Genomic DNA, 19167 nt, shown 5'->3' on the forward strand with positions numbered 1-19167 from the left:
CCCAGCCTGATCCGGCCCGCTCGACCCGCTCCGTGGGTCGGCCGGGTCGGACCGCGTGGGTGCCGGGTCAGTCAGCGCGGAACGCGCTGGGCGCGGCCTGCCGGTAGGACCACCAGCGTCCCGCCGCGGTGGTGACGCCCTCGGTCTCGGTCACCCCGCGCACGGTGGCCCGGGTGACCGTGTCGCCCGCCGCGGTGAGCAGCCGGTGCCAGCTCATCGGGTCGGCCGGGTGCGTCTCGGCCGGGTCACCGGCCCGGCTGCCGGGCAGCGCCCGGGCCCGCCCGGACAGCGTCCTCGTTCCGGTGGCCGCGGCGAAGACCACGTCGCCGTCGAACAGGGTGTGCACCGGGTTCACCGCCCGGGCCATCCCGTCGTGGCCGAGCGTGGCCAGACGGTGGCACTGGGCCTTGGTCAGCGCGGCGTCGGTCACCAGCACCGCCAGCGTGGTGTGCCGGGGTGCGTTCGGATCCGGACCGGCTGGGATCCCCGGACCACGGTCCTGCGGACCCACCCGGGGCAGCGGCCGCGCCGAGTGGCCGAGATCGGCCCCGGCCGGGTGCACCGGATCGGGATCGGCGGGGTCGTCGGTCGGCTCCATGGCCCCGGAGGCCAGGCGCAGCAACCGGTCCCGGTCCGCCGTGGACGGGGGGCCGACCAGGCCCGGCACGTCACCGGGCTGCAGCAGCGGCGCCCCCCACAGTGCCCCGGTCTCCGACGCGACGAGCGAGCCGGCTGCGTTGACGACGACCAGCGCGGCCACGGTGACCGGACCGTCCGGCAGTTCCACCACGGTCGACGCCTGTCCGACGCCACCCTTGAGCCCGCCGGCCACTGCGCCGGTGCCGGCGCCGACCGCACCCAGGACGGGATCGGTGTCCCGCAGGGCGGCGGCCACGGCCTCGGCGCCGGCGGCGGCCACCGGCCGGGCGGTGAACCGGCCGCCGCGACCCAGGTCGAACAGCACGGCGCCGGGGGCGATGGGCACCACCTCGTCCGGCGCGGTCCCCACCGACAGCCCGCAGCCCCGCTCGGCCAGCGCCCCGACCACCCCGGCCGCGGCGGCCAGTCCGTAGGCGCTGCCACCGGTCAGGGTGATGGCCTGCACCTGCTCGACCAAGGCGCTCGGGTCGAGCAGATCCGTCTCGACGGTGCCGGGAGCGCCACCCCGGACGTCGACGCCGGCGACCATGCCGCCGACCGGTCGCGGATCGGCCGGGTCGGCCGGCGGTGGGGCGAGCACGACGGTGGTGCCGGTGAGGTGGCCGTCGCCGACGAGCGTGGCGTGCCCGACCCGGATGCCGGCCACGTCGGCCAGCGAGTTGGTCGGCCCGGGTCGCGACGCCCGATCTGCCACCTGCCGTTCGGCTCCGGTGCTGGTCTCGCTCACTCGCGTTCCTCCTGCTGGTGATCAATATCGGCGCGGGTATCGACGCGGGTATCGGCGCGGCTGCCGGCCCGGGCCTGCCGGTCGGCGCGGTCTCGGGCCAGCTCCAGGGACCGGGCCAGAGTGGGCACCGCGGCGAGCAGTTCCCGGGTGTACGGGTGCTGGGGATCGGCCCAGACGCGGTCGGTGGGACCGTGTTCGACGACCTCGCCGGACCGCAGCACCATCACCTCCTGACACACCCGCCGGACCACCGACAGGTCGTGCGAGACGAACACGAGGGTCAGTCCGCGCTCGGTCACCAGCCGGTCGAGCAGCGCCAGCACCGACGCGCGGACGGTGACGTCCAGGGCCGAGACGGCCTCGTCGGCCAGCAGCACGGCAGGGTCGCCGACGATAGCCCGGGCCAGCGAGATCCGTTGCCGCTGACCGCCGGAGAACTGGTGCGGGTACCGGCGGCCGGCGTCGGCGTCCAGGCCGACCGCCGCCAGCGCGGCCGCGACCGGCTCGGCCACGTCGCGGCGCCCCTGGGCCAGCAACGGCTCGGCCACCACCGCGTCGATCCGCATCCGGGGGTCCAGCGAGCCCATGGGGTCCTGGAAGACCATCTGCACCCGGCCGACCGGGCCGCGCGCTGCGTCACCGGTCGGGGAGCCGGTCGGGGAGCCGTCGAACAGCACCGTCCCGGACGTCGGCCGGTCCAGCCCGGCCAGGATGCGCAGCAGCGTGCTCTTGCCGGAGCCAGACTCGCCGACGATGCCGAACCGGCCGCCGCGGGGCACGGTGAGACTCACCCCGGCCAGCGCGTCGACCGGGGCCGGACGCCCGCCCCGCAGCGACGTCCGGCGTTGCGGGAACCGCCGCCAGACGTCCCGCACCTCGATGGCCGGTACCGGCTCGGGCACGCTCATCGAACCGGCCCGCCGTCCAGCATCGGGCCGGTGAGGTCGGAATCGGCCAGCAGCCGCCGGGTGTGGTCGTGCTGGGGATCGGTGAGCACCTGCACGGTCGGTCCCTGCTCGACCAGCTCCCCGCGGTACAGCACCAGCACCCGGTCGCACAACGAAGCGACCACGGCCAGGTCGTGGGAGATGAACAGCACCGCGGCGCCCACCTCCCTCGCCCGCCGGTCGATGAGATCGAGCACCCGGGCCTGCACGGTGACGTCCAAGGCGGTGGTCGGCTCGTCGCACACCAGCAGACCGGGACGGCCGGCCAGCGCCATGGCCAGCACCACCCGTTGCCGCTGCCCGCCGGACAGCTGGTGCGGGTGGGCGCGGGCCACCCGGTCCGGATCGTCCAGGCCGGTCTCGGCCAACAGTGCCAGCACCCGCGGATCGGCGCCCCGGACCCGACGTGTCCCGCCGGCAGCCGAGGTGCGGCGGGCGTGCAACCGGATCGCTTCGGCCACCTGCCGGCCCACCCGCATGGTCGGGTCGAGCGCGGTCATCGGCTCCTGGAACACCATGCCGACCAGCTCGCCGCGCAGCCGGGCCAGCTCCCGCTCGCCGGCGCTGACCAGATCGCGGTCGGACCCCCGCACGGCGATCGAGCCGGTCATGGTCAGGCCGTCCGGCAGCAACCCGGCCGCGGCCAGGCAGGTCAGCGTCTTGCCCGACCCTGATTCGCCGATGATCCCGACCCGCTCCCCCGTCCCGACGGCGAAGCTGACGCCCCGGACCAGGTCCCGCTCGCCGGCGCGGTCCCCCGTCCGGATCGTCAGGTCCTCGACCCGCAGCACCGGGTGCTGTTCCGGGTCGCTCACCGGCCGGCCAACCGGGGATCGAGGCGGTCGCGCAGCCCGTCGCCGAGCAGGTTGAACGCGAGCACGGCGGCCAGCACGGCCAGGCCCGGCCACAGCATCATCCACGGTTGGAAGCTCAGCGCCGGCTGGGCCTCGTAGAGCATGCGGCCCCAGGACGGAGTGGTCGGGCCGGCGCCGAGCCCGAGGAAGGACAGGGACGCCTCGGCCAGGATGGCGATCGCATACGCCACCGACGCCTGGACGATGACCAGCGGCGCCACGTTCGGCAGCACGTGCCGCACCGCGATGGCCGGGCCGGACCGGCCGGCCACCCGCGCCGCGGCGACGAACTCGCTCGTCATCACCTGGCGCGTCCCGGCCCGCACCACCCGGACGAAGGCCGGCACCGTGGCCACGCCGATCGCCACCATGGAGGTGGTCACCGAGCCGCCGAACACGGCGGCCAGGATCAGCGCCATCAGCAACGCCGGGAAGGCCAGCCACAGGTCGGTGACCCGCATCAGGAACTCGGCCGGCCCACGGCGGGCCATCCCGGCCAGGATGCCCAGCGGCGTCCCGACGACCGCGGCGATACCGACGGCGACGACGCCGACCCACAGGGTGGTCCGGGCGCCGACCATGAGCAGGGTCAGGACGTCCCGTCCGCGCAGATCGGTGCCCAGCACGTGGCCGGCGGTGAACAGCCCGACGGAGCGGTGCGCGACGTCGGTGTAGAGCGGCGACCACGGCGTCCAGACGAACGAGCCCAGTGCCGCGGCCACGATGACGGCGACCACCGCGCCGCCGATCCACACCGTCGCGGGCACGCGCCGCGGCTGCACCGCCGGCAACGCGGTCAGGGCTCCCGGGCCGGTCATGCCGTCCGGTCCGTCCGCAGCCGCGGGTCGACGACGCTGGCCAGCACGTCGACGACGAACGAGACCAGCAGCGCCAGCACCACCACGGTCAGCACGATGGCCTGCACGGCCAGCAGGTCCCGGCGGCTCACCGAGTCGGCCAGCCAGGAGCCGACGCCCGGGATGACGAACACCCACTCGACCACGACCGCACCGATCAGGATGGTCACCAGTTGCACGCCCAGGACGGTCAGCACCGGCACCGCCGCGTTGCGGAGCCCGTGCCGGAGCACGGCCTGCGTCCGGGTCAGCCCCTTGGCCCGGACGGTGCGCAGGTAGTCCTTGCCGAGCTCGTCGAGCACAGCGCTGCGCACGTACCGGGTCAGCACTGCGCCCTGGATGGCGCCGAGGGAGACCCAGGGCAGCAGCATGTGGGCCAGGAAGCCGCCCGGGTCGTCCGCGGGCACCACGTAGCCGTTCGCGGGCAGCCAGCCCAGCCCGACCGCGAACACGCTGACCAGCAGCAGGCCGGCCAGGAAGGCCGGGACCGCCACACCCAGCTGGCTGACCGCGGACAGCACGTTCCCGGCCGGCCGGCCGGCCTTCACCGCGGCCAGCACGCCGAGCGGCACCGCGATGAGCACAGCCAGCACCATCGCCCCGACGACCAGCCACAGCGTCACCGACAGCCGGTCGGCCAGTTGCGGGCCGATGGGGGCGCGGGTGACGTACGAGGTCCCGAAATCGCCGTGCAGCGCGCCGCCGATCCAGTCCAGGTACTGCACGAGCAGCGACCGATCCAGGCCCATCTGCACCCGCAGCGCCGCGACCGCTTCGTCGGTGGCCCCGGTGCCCAGGGCGGTCCGGGCCGGGTCGCCGAGCACCGACAGCAGGAGGAACACGACGACCGATGCGGCCAGCGCGCTGAGCAGGAAGATGCCGCAGCGACGCAGCACCTGCCAGGCCATCGCGCCTCCCGCCGTCATGCCGAGCCGTCACCACCGGGGACGGACGTTCCGTCGGAGGTCACTCCACCGACAGGTCGGCCAGGTCGAAGGACTCACCCAGGTAGTTCTGCGGCAGCCCGTGCACGTCGGCGTCGGCCACCAGCAGGTTCGGCAGCGACCACAACCAGACCGCCGCGGCGTCCTGGGCCAGCAGCTCGACGACCTCGCGGTAGTCGGCCACGAACTCCTCGGGGGTGCCGGCATCGCCCTCGGCCAGCAACTGCTGCACTTGTGGGTTGTCGTAGCGGGTGTAGTAGCCGGGATTGCCCCAGATGGTGGCCAGGTCCCGCGGCTCGACGTGGGCGATGATCGTCATGTCGTAGTCGGCGTTGCCGAAGACCTGGTCCAGCCACACATCGAACGTCACCGTGGTGGCGTTCACCGTGATGCCGGCCTCGGCCAGTTGGGAGACGATGATCGGCGCCGCGGCCTGCGCGTACGGCACGGGCGGCAGGGTCAGGGTCAGCGTGGGGTTCGGCTGTCCGGCCTCGGCCAGCAACGCCTTCGCCCGATCCACGTCGTGCGGGTACTCGCCGGACAGGTCGACGAACCAGGGATCGGTGGGCGCCTCGTGCGAGCCGATGACGGTGCCGTACCCGTCCCAGGCGCCGTCCAGGATGGCCTGCTTGTCCAGGGCGGAGTTGATCGCCTGCCGGACCCGGACATCGTCCAACGGCGCCCGGCTGTTGTTCAGCGCCATCATCACCTCGGCGTTGGTCGTCCCCTCCACGATCTGGTACTTCGCGGAATCGGAGAACTGGCCCAACGTCTCGGGGGTCTGCACGGTGGAGATCACCTGGATACCGCCGGTGAGCAGCGCGTTGTTCATCGCCGTCGGGTCCTGGAAGTACCGGTAGGTCACCGAGGCCAACGCCGGTGCCTCACCCCAGTACTCGGGATTGCGCTCAAGGGTGATCGAGTTCCCGCGGGTCCAGTCGGCGAACGTGTACGGGCCGGTCCCGATCGGCGTGTTGGCCAGGTCGTCGACGCCCGTCCGCGAGAACATCGCGCCGATCCGGCCGGTCATCGCGTACAGCCACGAGTTGCTCGGCCGGTTCAGCGTCACGGTCAGCGTGGTCGGATCGGTGGCGGTCGCGGACCCGACCACGTCCATGCCGGCCTTGATCGACGGCTTCCAGGCGGTCTTCACCCGGTCGATCGAGAAGGCGGCATCCTCGGCGGTGAACGGCGCACCGTCGGAGAAGGTCACCCCGTCCCGCAGCGTGAACGTGTAGGTGAGCCCGTCCGCGCTGACCTCCCAGGACGAGGCCAGCGCGGGCACCAGCGCGCCGTCGTCGTCCAGTGTCACCAGCGTCTCGTAGACGTTGTCCAGCAGCACCTGCGGGATGGCGGCCCCGTCGGCCTGGGTGAAGTCGAGACTGACCGGCTCCAGCACGAACCCGATGGCCAGTGAGTCGGTGCCGCTGCCGGTCCCCGCGCCGGTGCTGGTGGTGGCGCCCGACGTCGCGGTGGTGGAGCTCTGCGTCGAGGCCCCGGCCGAGCAGCCGGCCAGCAGCACGCCCGCGGTGATCGCGGCGATCCCGGTCAGCATCCGTCCGCTCCGCCGGGAGCCGGCCCGGACGACCCGTCGGTGCGTCGTCGTGCCCTGCGCAGTCATCTCGAGCGTCGGTCCTCTCGTACCCGGGCCGCGCCGACCCGGTCGGTGATCTTCGCCGGACGGTCCGGGCACGCCTGGACGGCGCACGCGGCCTCATCCTGCGGCCCGCTGGTCAGGCCGCTGCACAGCCTGCCCGACCGGAGCCCGTCGACCGGCCTTCCGGGCGCCGGGGGCGATCGAACTCACACCGGCGCGTCGACTGCTGTTCACCTCGATGTCGCCGGATGTCCGGCGGTGTTCCGGATCGTGCGGGTCGCCGTGCCCCCGGTCTGCCGCTGCCCCGGGGTGCCGCTCGGCCGGGCTCAGGGCCCGGCCGGCGGCGGCGGGCCCGGGTCGAGCCGGGCCGGATCCAGCACCGCCGGGTCGTCGACCGCAGCCTGCACGCCGGGCGGCAGGGCGCCGATGCCGGGCTGCGGCGGGAACTGCATCCGCGCCTCCACCTCGGCCCGCACCTGGGCCGCGCGCTCGGCGTCCTGGTCGGCCACCGTCAGCGCGGCCTCCTGCTCCGCGGCTCGCACCGCCTGGGCGACCTCCTCGGCGGAGGTGCCGCCGAACCAGTCGGCCACGTCCTCATCGTCGGCGCCCGGCCGCACCGCGGCGTCGGCCGGGTCCGGCTTCGGCGGCTCGTACCGGAAGACGCCGTCCTCGCCCTTGGCGCCGAGCATCTTGGCGAAGCCCTCCAGCGAGTTCGAGAACTCGCTCGGGATCATCCAGACCTTGTTCGCGTCACCCTGGGCGAGCTGCGGCAGGGTCTGCAGGTACTGGTAGGCCAGCAGCTCCGGGGTGGGCTTGCCCGCCTTCACCGCGGCGAAGATCTTCTCGATGGCCTTGGCCTGGCCCTGGGCCTGCAGGTACCGGGCGGCCCGGTCGCCCTGAGCGCGCAGGATGCGGGACTGGCGCTCGCCCTCGGCGGCCAGGATGGACGCCTGCTTGGCGCCTTCGGCGGTGAGCACCGCGGCCTGCTTGTTGCCCTCGGCCGTCTTGATGGCGGACTCCCGGGTGCCCTCGGCGGTCAGGATCATGGCGCGCTTGTCCCGGTCGGCGCGCATCTGCTTCTCCATCGAGTCCTGGATGGACGGCGGCGGGTCGATGGCCTTGAGCTCCACCCGGGCCACCCGGATCCCCCACTTGCCGGTGGCCTCGTCGAGCACGCCGCGCAGCTGGCCGTTGATGGCGTCGCGGCTGGTCAGCGTCTGTTCCAGGTTCATCCCGCCGACCACGTTGCGCAGCGTGGTGGTGGTCAGCTGCTCGACGGCCACGATGTAGTTGGCGATCTCGTAGACCGCCGCCCGCGGGTCGGTGACCTGGAAGTACACGACGGTGTCGATGGACACGGTCAGGTTGTCCTCGGTGATCACCGGCTGCGGCGGGAAGGACACCACCTGCTCGCGCAGGTCGACGCGGGCCCGGATGCGGTCGATGAACGGCACCAGCCAGAGCAGGCCGGCGTTGCTGGTCTTGCTGAACCGGCCCAGCCGCTCCACCACGGCGGCCTGCGCCTGCGGGATGACCTTGACCGAGCGGACGATCAGCGTCACCACCAGCACCACGACCAGGACCGCCACGATCAGTAACGCGTAGTCGAACTCCATACCCCGTCCTGTCCTGTCCCGGCCGTTGCGGCCGTCACGGTCCCCAGATCACCACGGCAGTGGCGCCGCGGACCTCCACCACGGTCACCGACGTGCCCGGCGGCATCGGGCGGTGCCCGTCCACGCCGACCGCCGACCACACCTCGCCACCGATCTTCACCTGACCCCCGGTCGCGTCCACGGTGGAGATCACCGTGGCCCGGCTGCCGATCAGAGCGTCGATGCCGGTGGCGATGGACGGCCGCTGGTTGAACCGGCGCAGCAGGTGCGGCCGCAGCCCGACCACCAGCGCGACCGAGGTCAGCGCGAAGACCACCAGCTGGATGATCAGCGAGTCGGTGAAGACGGCACTGAGCGCCGCGGCCAGCGCGCCGCCCCCGAGCATCAGCAACACGAACTCGGCGCCCAGAGCCTCGGCGACGGAGAGCAGGACCGCTCCGCTCAGCCAGATCCAGGCAGCCATGACTGCCATCCTGCCAGAGGGATTTCGTCACGGTGCGTGGTCGACGGCATCCGCGCGGCCTCGTGACCGAGTCGTGACACGCATACGGAGGGATGCTCGGCGCCGCGCCGACCCGGAAGTCAGGAACTCTCGGTGACGAAATCGATGAGCCGTTCCACCGCGGTGATGAGCGGTGTGTCCAGGTCGCGGTAGCTGCTCACCGCTCCGTTGATCCGTCCCCACATGGTCCGGGGATCGCTCACTCCGAGCGCGCGGCACACGCCGGTCTTCCAGTCCTGACCGCGCGGCACCACCGGCCAGGCCCGGATCCCGACCGCGGCCGGTCGCACCGCCTGCCAGATGTCGATGTACGGGTGCCCGGTGACGAGCACGTGTGCGCCCCACGGTCCGGCGGCGACGGCGTCGGCGATCCGCTGTTCCTTGGACCCGGGCACCAGGTGGTCGGCCAGCACGCCGACCCGCTGCCCCGGCCCGGGGCCGAACTCGGCCAGCGCGTCGGGCAGCAGGTCCAGCCCGTCCAGCGGCTCCACCACCACGCCCTCGACGCGCAGGTCGTGCCCCCACACCCGTTCCACCAGGGCAGCGTCGTGGATGCCCTCGACCCAGATCCGCGAGGCACGGGCGGTGCGGGCCTTCAGGCCGGTCACGTGCACGGAGCCGGACGCGGACCGCTGTGGGCCGGCCGGCGCGGCGGTCGGGCGCACCAGCGTGGCCGGCTGCCCGTCCACCAGGAACGCGCCGTCGTCCAGCGGGAACACCCGGCGCCGGCCGTGCCGGTCCTCCAGGGTGACCGCGCTGGAGGTGCAGGCGACGACCGCGCCGACGAACCCGGACAACGGGTCCTCGGCGACCACCTCGGCCGTGGCTGCCACCCGCTGCGGGGCCGGGCGGGCGCGCCGCCCGTCCGATCCGCGCCCGGCCAGCACGTCCCGGCCGTACGGGTCGGCGGGACGGGACGATCCGGGTCGCGTGCTCACCGGCCGGACGCTACGGGTGCCGCCCGCCCCGGCGAAGCCGCCACGCGGGGCCCGGGCGTGGCCCCCGGGGTCACGTACGGTGGCGGCCATGTCGAGCGTCCGGGCCGCCACCACGTTGGCGTTGTGGGGTGCCGCCTTCCAGGGTGGCTGCAACGCCGACGACGTGTTGACCGCGCTGGACGGGACCGGCTACCGGGCCGGCGTGCGGGCCGCCTCCGAGGAGGTTGCCGAGGCGACCGGTCTGCCCGGACCGGGCTCCTCCAGCGCCGGGTCGGCCGCCCTGTTGCCGCTGTTGCGGCCAGGCCCGGTCGAACTGCTGATGCCCACCCCCGGTGACCTGCGCGGGCTGCCGGTGCGCGGCGCGGTGGTGCTGCCCGCGCTGGACGCCGGTGCCGTGGTCGTGCTGCCCGGCCGCGGGATCGGTCTGGTCCCGGTGGACGGGCAGTGGCGGGCGCACTTCTGTCCGGGTGGCAACCCGGTGCCGTCGCTGCGGCAGGCGCAGTGGGAACTCACCGAGGCGATGGAACTGGCCACCGCGGAACTGACCCGCCTGGACGTGGCCCGGTCCGCGCCCGAGGTCCGGGAGCAGATCCGGCAGCTGATGCTGGCCGAGGCGGTGGACTGTCCGCCCGGCACGCCCGCGGCCGCGTCGGCGCTGCTGGCCAAGGCCATCTCGTTGCAGGCCGTGCTGGCGGTGGCCGACGGCCACGAGACGTCCGCGGTGAACAACTTCGAACTGGCCGCCGTCGACGACGCGCTGCGGCCGCTGGGTTCCGCCGTCCGACACGGCCGGCGGGCCGCGGTGGGTGCCGCGGTGGCGCAGTTGACCGGCTCAGGGGTCGGTTCCCGCTCCTGACCCGGGCCTGGCTCAGGCCGCCGGATCGAGCAGCGCGGTGGCACGCCGGACGACCAGCTCGACCACGTCCGGATGCGGACCGAGCACGTCGGCCACCACCGTCGCCCCGGCGTCCCGGGCCAGACCGGCCGCCCGGTCCGCGAAGAAGCCCGGCGCCAGCAGGTACGGCGACACCGCGTCGCCGGGCCGGACGACGAGCTCCGGTCGCTCCCCCAGCCCGGTCAGCGTGGCCCATCGGACCGGGCCCGACCATGCCTGCACCAGCAGCCCGCTCGCGTCCTCCAGGTCGGCGGTCGCCGCCGGGTCGTTGGAGCCGGCCGCGATCATCACCAGCGGCTGCCCGGGCTGGGCGCCCGCCTCGACGAGGCGCGCCACCTGGGCGGCGGCCAGCAGCGCGTCCGGCCCGAGCGCCTGGCCCAATGCCACAGCGCGGTCGCCGATCATCGCGGGCAGGTCGTGCCGCACGTGGAAGCCGGTGGACAGCAGCAACGGCACGGCCACGACCGGGCCGCCGGCACGTCCGTCCAGCGACGCCACCACGTCGGCGAACAGCGGCTGGGCGAGCTCGACGTACGAGCAGCGGGTCTCGAGCCCGAGCCGGTGTCCGGCCAGCTCGGTGACCCGGGCGGCGACCCGGTTGTCGTCCGCCCGGCGGGTGCCGTGCGCGACGGTCAGCACCAGCGGGTCGCGGCTCACGCCCGGGTCACTGCCCCGGCTGGGCGATCTCGCCGGTGCCGAACCCGACCGCGGAGAACCCGCCGTCGACCATCACCATCGATCCCGACGTGGCCGGGAACAGATCGGACAGCAGCGCGACGCAGCCGCGGGCGACCGGGGTCGGGTCGGAGGTGTCCCAGCCCAGGGGCGCGCGGGTCGACCAGGCGTCCTCCAGCGCGCCGAAGCCGGGGATCGACTTGGCCGCCATGGTCCGGATCGGGCCGGCCGAGACGAGATTGACCCGGATGCCCTTGGGGCCGAGGTCGCGGGCGAGGTAGCGGGAGGTGGACTCCAGGGCCGCCTTGGCCACCCCCATCCAGTCGTAGGCGGGCCATGCCTGGCGGGCGTCGAAGTCCAGGCCGACGATGCTGCCGCCGTCGGTCATCAGCGGCAGCGCCGCCATGGCCAGGGACTTCAGCGAGTACGCCGAGGTGTGCACCGTGGTGGCCACGTCCTCCCACGGCGTGTCCAGGAAGACGCCGCCGAGGGCGGTGGCCGGAGCGAATCCGATGGAATGCAGCACCCCGTCCAGCTTCGGTAGGCCCAGCGCACTCACCCGGTCGGCCAGCGAGTTCAGCTGGGCCTGGTCGGTGACGTCCAGCTCGACCACCGGCGCCTCCTGCGGCAGCCGCTTGGCGATCCGTTCCACCAGCGACAGCCGCCCGTAGCCGGTGAGCACGAGCTGCGCGCCCTGCTCCTGGGCCAGCCGCGCGGTGTGGAAGGCCATCGAGGCCTCGGTGATCACGCCGGTGACGAGGATGTGCTTGCCGGCGAGCAGGTCGCGGCCGAGTTGTCCGGACATGGACGGATGCCTCCGAGGGGACGAGATGGACTGCGGGAACGAGCGGACCGGATCGCCGGGGACCGGGTGTGGACTGATCAGGGACGGATCACGGACTGGGCAGGGACGGATGACGGACGGGGCAGGGGTTCAGTGGCCCATGCCGAGACCGCCGTCGACGGGCAGCACCGCCCCGGTGATGTACCCGGCGGCGTCGGAGGCCAGGAACGCCACAGCGGCGGCCACCTCCTGGGGCTGGGCGTACCGACCCAACGGCACCTGGCCCACGATCTGGGCCCGGCGCTCGTCGCTGAGCACCTGGGTCATCTCGGTGTCGACGAACCCGGGGGCGATCACGTTCGCGGTGATGTTGCGGGAGCCCAGCTCCCGCGCGACGGCCCGGGCGAAGCCGACCAGACCCGCCTTGGACGCGCCGTAGTTGGCCTGGCCGGCACCACCGGTCAGCCCGACCACGGAACCGATGAAGATCATCCGGCCCCAGCGCTTGCGCAGCATGCCGGACGACGCGCGCTTGGCCACCCGGTAGGCGCCGGTGAGGTTGGCGTCGACGACCTTGTCGAACGAGTCCTCGCTCATCCGCAGCAGCAGCCCGTCGTCGGTGATGCCGGCATTGGACACCAGCACCTCGACGGGCCCCTGGTCGGCCTCGACCTGCTTGAACGCCGCGTCCACGGAGGCGGCGTCGGTGACGTCGCACGGCACGCCGGTGAGGCCGTCCGGGGCCGGGCCGCTGCGGTGCGTGACGGTCACCCGGTGGCCGGCGGCGGCCAGGCTGCGCGCGATGGCCAGGCCGATCCCCCGGTTGCCGCCGGTGACCAGCACCGACCGGGACGGCTGATCGGGGACGCTGGCACTGCTCACGGTGGGGGCCTCCACAGGCTGCGGACGGGTCGGGCACGGCGCCGACGCTCCGATCGGCCCGGAGCAGACCCTAGCGGGCCGGACGACCCGTCACGGGATACGACCGCCGAACGCGAGCGCGCCCGCCGCGCCGACCAGCAGCAGCACGGTCCCGGCGATGACCCACGGCCGGGACACGTCCTCGTCCTTGGTCTCGTACCCGATCTGCTCGCCGAGCTGCGAGTAGACCGCGCGCAGCTCCTCGGCCGAGGCCGCGGTGTGGAAGTCGCCGCCGGAGATCTCGGCGATGTCCTGCATGGCCGCGGTGTCCAGCGGCACCGGGATCGGCGACCCGTCGAAGTTGATCGAGCCGTGGTCGGTGCCGAAGGCGATGACCGAGACCGGCACCTCGGCCTGGGCCGCCCGCTCGGCCGCCTCCACCTCGGTGCGACCGACGGTGCGTTTGCCGTCCGTCATCAGCACGATGCGGGCCGGCACCCGCGACCGGGCCTGCTGCTCATCGGCGTTCTGGCTGCCGTCCTGCCCGCCGTCCTGGCTGCCGGGCTCGGGGACGTCCCCGCCGGCGCTGCCGGTGCCGGTGTCGGACCCGGCGGTCGCCGCGGCGGGGTCGAGCGTCCGGGAGAACACCTCGATGGCCTGCAGTGCGGAGATGACCGCCTCCCCGGTCGCGGTCCGTTCGTCGAGTTGCAGGCTGCTGATGGCCTGCTTGGCCGCCTCCCGGTCGGTGGTCGGCGCGACCAGCACCGAGGCGATGCCGGCGAACGAGACGATGCCCAGGTTGACCCCGGGAGTCAGGTCGTCGACGAACTGGGTGGCCGCCTGCTGGGCCGCGACCAGCCGGTTCGGCGAGACATCGGCGGCCTGCATGGACAGCGAGGTGTCGATGGCCAGCATCACGGTGGCCTCGTTGCGCGGCACCCGCACCTGCGCGGTCGGCCCGGCCAGCGCCACCGTGAGCACCATCAGGGCCAGCAGCATCACGGCGAACGGGGCGTGCCGCCACCGGCTGGGCCGCTTGGGCGCCACCGACCGCAGCAGCGCCAGGTTGGCGAACCGCACCGTGTGCCGGACCCGCCGCCGGTGCGCGAACCAGTAGCCCACGGCCAGGGCCAACACCGCGGCGCCGCCGGCGAACCACCAGGGATGGGTGAAGGTCACGACGCACCCGCCACGGCCGCACCGGGACCGGCGCTGCGGGGAGCGTCGGCGCGAGCGCCGGTCCAGCCGCGCTTGCGGGCCACGACGAAGCGGACCACATCGGCGATCCAGTCCCGGTCGGTGCGCAGGGTGAGCTGGGCGGCCCCGGAACGGCGCAGCGCGGCCGCGACCTGGGTGCGGTGGGCGGCCGCGGCGTCGGCGAAAGCGGCTCGCAGGCCGCGGGTGGTCTGCACCTCGGCGCTCGCCCCGGTCTCCGGGTCCACCAGGGTGACGGCGCCGACGGCGGGCAGCTCGAGGTCGCGCGGGTCGAGCACCTCCACGGCCAGCACCTCGTGCCGACCGGCGAGCGCCCGCAGGGACCGCTCCCAGTCCAGCGGGCCGATGAAGTCCGACAGCACCACGACCAGACCGCGGCGGCGGGCCGGGCGCCGCAACTGGTCCAACGCGGCCGCGACGTCCCCCCGGACGGTGTCGGGGAGGTCGCCGCCATCCGTCGCCTCCGCCGGTGACCGTCGTGGGCTGGACGCCAGCGTGCGGAGCAGGTGGCGCAGGTGGGCTCGGCCGCTGCGGGCCGGCACCCGGGTGGTGCCGGCGCCGTCCGCGACGACCGCGCCGATCCGGTTGCCGCCGCCGGAGGTGAGATGACCGACGGCGGCGGCCGCGGCCACGACCAGGTCGCGCTTCTCCCCGTGCACCGTGCCGAAGTCCAGTGAGGCGGACAGGTCGACGGCGAGCCAGGTCTCCAGCTCCCGGTCGGCCACGGTCTGCCGGATGTGCGCCTCGGTGGTGCGGGCGGTCACCGACCAGTCCATCCGGCGCACGTCGTCACCCGGGAAGTAGGTCCGCGCGTCCCCCGGCTCACTCCCCGGGCCGGGCAGCAGGCCCAGGTGGTTGCCCTGCAGCACGCCGTCCAGCCGGCGTCGCACCACCAGCTCCAGCGTGGTCAGCGCCGCGTCCAGCGCCGCCGGGTCCGCGGTCGACGGCAGGTCGTGCCCGGGCACCAGATGCGCGGTGCCCGGTCCCACGGTCCGATCCGGCGTCCCCGGATCCGGCGTCCCCGGATCGGGTGTGGTCACCGACTGCCCGCCCCACCCGGTCCAGGCGCGCCCGCCCCGGCGAACGGGCTGACCTGCGGCAGCGGCACGGCCTGCAGCAGCCGGCCCAGGATGGCCTCGACCGGCACGGCGTCGGCCAGCGCGTCGTAGGACAGCACGAGCCGGTGGCGGAGCACGTCCGGCGCCACGTCCAGCACGTCCTGCGGCACCACGAAGTCACGACCGCGGACCAGGGCCAGCGCCCGGGAGGCGGCGATGAGCCCGAGCGACGCGCGGGGTGACGCGCCGTAGGCCAGCCAGGCGGCGACGTCGGTCAGCCCGTGCTCGGCCGGGGTCCGCGTCGCGTAGACCAGCCGCACCACGTAGTCGACCAGCGAGTGGTGCACGAACACCCCGGACGCGACCCGCTGCAGCCGGACCAGCTCGGCCAACGGCAGCACCTGGCTGGCCACCGGCGGGCTACCGCCCATCCGGTAGACGATCTCCCGTTCCTCGTCCGGGGACGGATAGCCGACCTGGAGCTTGAACAGGAACCGGTCGCGCTGCGCCTCGGGCAGCGGGTACACGCCCTCGTTCTCGATCGGGTTCTGGGTGGCCAGCACCAGGAACGGATCGGGCATCGGAAAAGTCGTACCGCCGATGGAGACGTGCCGCTCGGCCATCACCTCGAGCAGCGCCGACTGGACCTTGGCCGGAGCTCGGTTGATCTCGTCGGTGAGGACGAAGTTGGCCACGACCGGACCCAGCTCGGTGTCGAACTGCTCGCGGCCGGCCCGGTAGATGCGGGTACCGAGCAGGTCGGCCGGCACGAGGTCGGGGGTGAACTGGATCCGCGAGAAGCTGCCCCCCACCACCCGGGCGAAGGTCTCGACGGCCAGCGTCTTGGCCACCCCCGGCACACCCTCGATGAGCAGGTGCCCGCGAGCCAGCAGACCGACCAGCATCCGTTCGACCAGTCGGTCCTGCCCGACGATCACCCGCTTGACCTCGAACAGCGTGCGCTCCAGCAGGGCTCCGTCGGTCGCCGGAGGAACCGGTCGCTCCGGCGCTCCCTGCTGGTGCGGTGCCGGGTACGGGCCGTGGTTCGGGTCGGGCACCCGTTCCTCCTGGTGGATTGGGTCGTCGGACGCCGGCCGCCCGTCGCCGGTCGGTGGTCGGTGGACGGCGCAACGCGCTTGCCATCATGCCGGAGGCACCGGGGGCGGATCCTCTGCAGCACCGGAACCCTCGACCTCTGGTTGAGAGTCACCCTGGCAAAGCCTCAACCTCAGATCGAGGGTTCGTCGGGCAGCCGGACGGGCCACCGGTGCAGGTCGTCCGGCAGGTCGATGTCCGCGACGTCGGGACCGGAACCCGGGACCAGGACCACCGCGTCCGGGAGGACGGCGCGGACCGGCATCCCGGCCCAGTCCGCGCGCCGGAGCACGGCCGAGTGCAGCGTCGTCCGCTGCCACACCCCGATGAGCCACTGCGGGCGGCCGTCCGGATCGACCAGCACCGCTCCGTCCGCCCGGCTCGGATCGTCGAGCACGGCGGCGGCCAGTCGGCGCAGGGTGTCAGCGGCCGGTGCGACCAGATCCGCGGCGAGCACGGCGACCAGCTCGTCGGGGTGTTCGCCGGCACCCAGGGCTGCCAGCCCGGTGGCCAGCCCGGCGGCCGGCCCCGCGCCGGCGGGACGCTCCTGCACCTGACGCACGTCCGCAGCGATCGGGCGCGCCGGGCCCACCACGACCAGGTCGGTGGCGCCGGCGGCCCGGGCGGCGGCCAGCACCCGCTCGAGCAATGTGCTGCCGCCGACGATCAGGCCCGGCTTGTCCACCCCACCCAACCGGCGGCCTGCGCCACCGGCCAGCACCACGGCCGCGCCGACCCGTGGGTCCATGCGCTCCCCCGATCCGCGGGGTGTCCTGGCCGGAGGAGGGCCGGCGGTCACGAGCCCGGGCGGGTCGCTCCGATGTAGCCGCTGGTCCGCAGGGGCACCACCCGGACGTACGAGCCGGAGTTCGGCGCCTCGACCATCTGGTTGTTCCCCATGTAGATGGCCACATGGTGGATCGTGGTCGGGTCCGATGTGTTGTAGGCGAAGAAGACGAGGTCGCCGGGCTGCAGGTTGCTCTTGGAGACCTTCGGCTGGCCGCTGTACTGGTACGCGGAGTAGTGCGGCAGCGACACCCCGACCTGTGCCCAGGCGTACAGGGCCAGGCCGGAGCAGTCGAATCCCACCTTGGCGTAGTCGCCGTACTGGTCGGCCACCCCGCCGTCCCGGATGCCCAGGGTCGGCCCCTTGGCGTTGCCGCCGCCCCAGGCGTACTGGGTGCCGACCCAGCGCAGGGCCGCGTCGACGACACGCTGCCCCCGGCTCTGCGAGCCGGCGCTGCTCGGCGGGGACGATCCGGCGCCCGTCTCGTTCGAGGTCAGCGCCGGAGCGGCGGCCTGCGCCTGACCCTCGCAGGCGACGCCGTTGCTGTTCGGGTCCAGCGCGGCGCGGTAACCGTCCTCGCCCCGGGCGATCGGACCGCGGCCGGCGGCCCGGGCGTCGTCACAGCTGGCGTAGTACGTCTCGGACCGGGTGCGGGCCGCCGCGGACGCGGCCTGCTCGGCCTGCGCCGCCCGGGCGGCGCTCACCCGGGCCTGCTCGGCCGCAGCGTCGGCCGCTGCCTGTGCGGCCGCCCGCGCGGCTGCCTGCTCAGCGGCCACCCGCGCGGCCTCGGCGGCGGCGGCCTGCTCGGCGGCGATGCGGGCCGCCTCCGCGGCCTGCCGGGCCGCTTCCTCTTCGGCCGCCTTGCGCGCGGCCTCCTCGGCCGCCTTGCGGGCTGCCTCCTCCTCGGCCTGCTTGGCCGCGAGCCACTGGTTGTACTCCTCGCGTTGACCCTGCAGGGTCGCGGCGTGGTCCAGGGCGGCGCGGTAGTCGTCCTGCTGCTGGGCGAGCTGCGCCTGCAGCGACGCCAGCTGCGCCTGACCGTCGTCGAAGGCGGCCGACGCCTCCGCCCGGGCCTGGTCGGCCGCCACCCGCGCCTCGTCCGCGCGCAGCCGCGCCTCGGTCGCGGCGTCCAGGGACGCCCGGGCCACGGAATCCAGGTTCGACTTCTGGGTCCGGGTGCGCTCGAGCTGGTCGAGCACGTTCAGCTGCTTGGACGACACCTGCTGCAGGAGCTGGTCGCGTTGCAGCAGGTCGGTGGCACTCTGCGCATCCAGGAACGCGGAGACCGATCCGAGCACCGAGCCCTGCCGGAAGGACGCCGCGGCGAACCTCTGGGCCGCGGCTCGCGCGTCGTCGATGTCACTGCCGGCCTGCTGGGCGTCGCGCTGGGCCTGGTCGGCGGCCGACTGGGCGGCCTGCGCATCGGCCTCGGCGACGTCCAGGTCGACCCGTGCCTTGTTGGCCAGCTCGGCCTTGATCTCCAGGTTCTGCTGGAGCCGTTCGATGTCCCCCTCGGTCCGGGTGACCAGACCGTCGATCCGGCCGACCTCGGCGGCCGCCGACTGGGCCTCGCTCTGACTGTCAGCGATCTCCTGGTCGGACGGGTTGTCCGGCGGCGGCGGGACCGCTGCGGCCGGGACACCGACCAGGGCGACGCCGGCGGCGAGCACGGCGATCAGCAGTGTGCCCAGCGGCCGCACGGAGGCCCGCCGGACGGCGCGACCCGACCGCGTCCACCGCCGCGGACGCGGTCCGCCGTGGACGACCGGCCGTCGGGCCGTCGCCCCGGACCCGCGCGTGTGCTCGTCCCCCGTCACCGCATCCGTCCCCTCGCTCGCCGGCCGGCCTGGCCGGCCCCCGATCACGTTTGCGTCCCCAGCTGCGCCGACGCCCGACGGCGTCACCACCGCGAGCACCATGCCACCGCCGTCACAGATTGACCAGACGCCTCTGCCGTCACACAGACACCAAATCGGGCATACCGGACGTGATCGTCCGATTTCGCTCCGTAGTACCGGTCACATCACTCGATCGAACGACCGCGATCACAGCCGGCTCCGCCGCGCAACCAGGCGTCCTCCTGGCGCGCCGCTGCGGGTCGGCGTGAACGAACGCCGGTCCTCCTGCACGGCTGGCCGCCGGGGCGCCCGGGCCG

General features: G+C 74.1%; 18 protein-coding genes. 1 reads left to right on the plus strand and 17 read right to left on the minus strand.

Annotated elements, in window-relative coordinates:
* Positions 1 to 67: 67 nt before the first annotated feature.
* The 9 genes from JL106_RS02555 to JL106_RS02595 form a co-directional block, all read right to left on the minus strand.
* Positions 68 to 1387: a P1 family peptidase gene (locus JL106_RS02555; protein WP_205259114.1), complete on the minus strand. Its 1320-nt coding sequence runs from the start codon at positions 1385 to 1387 to the stop codon at positions 68 to 70.
* Positions 1384 to 2295 (minus strand): ABC transporter ATP-binding protein, encoded by a 912-nt coding sequence (locus JL106_RS02560; RefSeq protein WP_205259115.1) that lies wholly within the window; start codon positions 2293 to 2295, stop codon positions 1384 to 1386. The genes JL106_RS02555 and JL106_RS02560 overlap by 4 nt, the downstream gene beginning before the upstream one ends.
* The gene (locus tag JL106_RS02565; protein WP_328841072.1) at positions 2292 to 3149 is read right to left on the minus strand and encodes an ABC transporter ATP-binding protein; all 858 of its coding nucleotides are present in this window, start codon (positions 3147 to 3149) and stop codon (positions 2292 to 2294) included. Before JL106_RS02565 ends, JL106_RS02560 begins: the two co-directional genes overlap by 4 nt.
* On the minus strand, positions 3146 to 4006 hold the full coding sequence (locus JL106_RS02570) for an ABC transporter permease (protein ID WP_205259116.1): 861 nt from the start codon (positions 4004 to 4006) through the stop codon (positions 3146 to 3148). Before JL106_RS02570 ends, JL106_RS02565 begins: the two co-directional genes overlap by 4 nt.
* Positions 4003 to 4953, minus strand: coding sequence for an ABC transporter permease (locus JL106_RS02575; protein ID WP_205259154.1), 951 nt, complete (start codon positions 4951 to 4953; stop codon positions 4003 to 4005). Before JL106_RS02575 ends, JL106_RS02570 begins: the two co-directional genes overlap by 4 nt.
* 58 nt (positions 4954 to 5011) lie before the next feature.
* Positions 5012 to 6544, minus strand: coding sequence for an ABC transporter substrate-binding protein (locus JL106_RS02580; RefSeq protein WP_205259117.1), 1533 nt, complete (start codon positions 6542 to 6544; stop codon positions 5012 to 5014).
* Between the two features lie 368 nt (positions 6545 to 6912).
* Positions 6913 to 8202 carry an SPFH domain-containing protein gene (locus tag JL106_RS02585; RefSeq protein ID WP_205259118.1) on the minus strand — a complete coding sequence of 430 codons (1290 nt, stop codon included), beginning with the start codon at positions 8200 to 8202 and terminating at the stop codon, positions 6913 to 6915.
* A 34-nt stretch (positions 8203 to 8236) separates the two neighbouring features.
* Positions 8237 to 8665 (minus strand): NfeD family protein, encoded by a 429-nt coding sequence (locus JL106_RS02590; RefSeq protein ID WP_205259119.1) that lies wholly within the window; start codon positions 8663 to 8665, stop codon positions 8237 to 8239.
* Positions 8666 to 8784: 119 nt separating this feature from the next.
* Positions 8785 to 9642 (minus strand): DUF3097 domain-containing protein, encoded by an 858-nt coding sequence (locus JL106_RS02595; RefSeq protein ID WP_205259120.1) that lies wholly within the window; start codon positions 9640 to 9642, stop codon positions 8785 to 8787.
* A gap of 88 nt (positions 9643 to 9730) precedes the next feature.
* On the opposite strand from JL106_RS02595, the gene JL106_RS02600 reads away from it, so the two are divergent.
* Positions 9731 to 10498, plus strand: a complete 768-nt coding sequence (locus JL106_RS02600; RefSeq protein ID WP_205259121.1) for a hypothetical protein — start codon at positions 9731 to 9733, stop codon at positions 10496 to 10498.
* A 12-nt stretch (positions 10499 to 10510) separates the two neighbouring features.
* Here JL106_RS02600 and JL106_RS02605 read toward each other — a convergent pair whose 3' ends face one another.
* The 8 genes from JL106_RS02605 to JL106_RS02640 form a co-directional block, all read right to left on the minus strand.
* Entirely contained in the window at positions 10511 to 11194 is a 684-nt protein-coding gene (locus JL106_RS02605) for a sirohydrochlorin chelatase (protein ID WP_205259122.1), read from the minus strand.
* A gap of 7 nt (positions 11195 to 11201) precedes the next feature.
* The gene (gene fabI / locus JL106_RS02610) at positions 11202 to 12017 is read right to left on the minus strand and encodes an enoyl-ACP reductase FabI (protein ID WP_205259123.1); all 816 of its coding nucleotides are present in this window, start codon (positions 12015 to 12017) and stop codon (positions 11202 to 11204) included.
* Between the two features lie 129 nt (positions 12018 to 12146).
* On the minus strand, positions 12147 to 12878 hold the full coding sequence (fabG, locus tag JL106_RS02615) for a beta-ketoacyl-ACP reductase (protein WP_205259124.1): 732 nt from the start codon (positions 12876 to 12878) through the stop codon (positions 12147 to 12149).
* Positions 12879 to 12968: 90 nt separating this feature from the next.
* Positions 12969 to 14036 carry a VWA domain-containing protein gene (locus JL106_RS02620; protein WP_205259125.1) on the minus strand — a complete coding sequence of 356 codons (1068 nt, stop codon included), beginning with the start codon at positions 14034 to 14036 and terminating at the stop codon, positions 12969 to 12971.
* Positions 14033 to 15040 (minus strand): DUF58 domain-containing protein, encoded by a 1008-nt coding sequence (locus JL106_RS02625; RefSeq protein WP_268927952.1) that lies wholly within the window; start codon positions 15038 to 15040, stop codon positions 14033 to 14035. The genes JL106_RS02620 and JL106_RS02625 overlap by 4 nt, the downstream gene beginning before the upstream one ends.
* Positions 15041 to 15108: 68 nt before the next feature.
* The gene (locus tag JL106_RS02630; protein ID WP_328841076.1) at positions 15109 to 16188 is read right to left on the minus strand and encodes an AAA family ATPase; all 1080 of its coding nucleotides are present in this window, start codon (positions 16186 to 16188) and stop codon (positions 15109 to 15111) included.
* A 170-nt stretch (positions 16189 to 16358) separates the two neighbouring features.
* Complete coding sequence (locus tag JL106_RS02635) at positions 16359 to 16973, minus strand: NTP transferase domain-containing protein (protein WP_205259127.1); 615 nt, start codon at positions 16971 to 16973, stop codon at positions 16359 to 16361.
* A gap of 47 nt (positions 16974 to 17020) precedes the next feature.
* On the minus strand, positions 17021 to 18712 hold the full coding sequence (locus JL106_RS02640) for a C40 family peptidase (RefSeq protein WP_205259128.1): 1692 nt from the start codon (positions 18710 to 18712) through the stop codon (positions 17021 to 17023).
* Between the last annotated feature and the right edge of the window lie 455 nt (positions 18713 to 19167).

Source organism: Nakamurella leprariae, assembly GCF_016918035.1.
Classification (GTDB): domain Bacteria; phylum Actinomycetota; class Actinomycetes; order Mycobacteriales; family Nakamurellaceae; genus Nakamurella; species Nakamurella leprariae.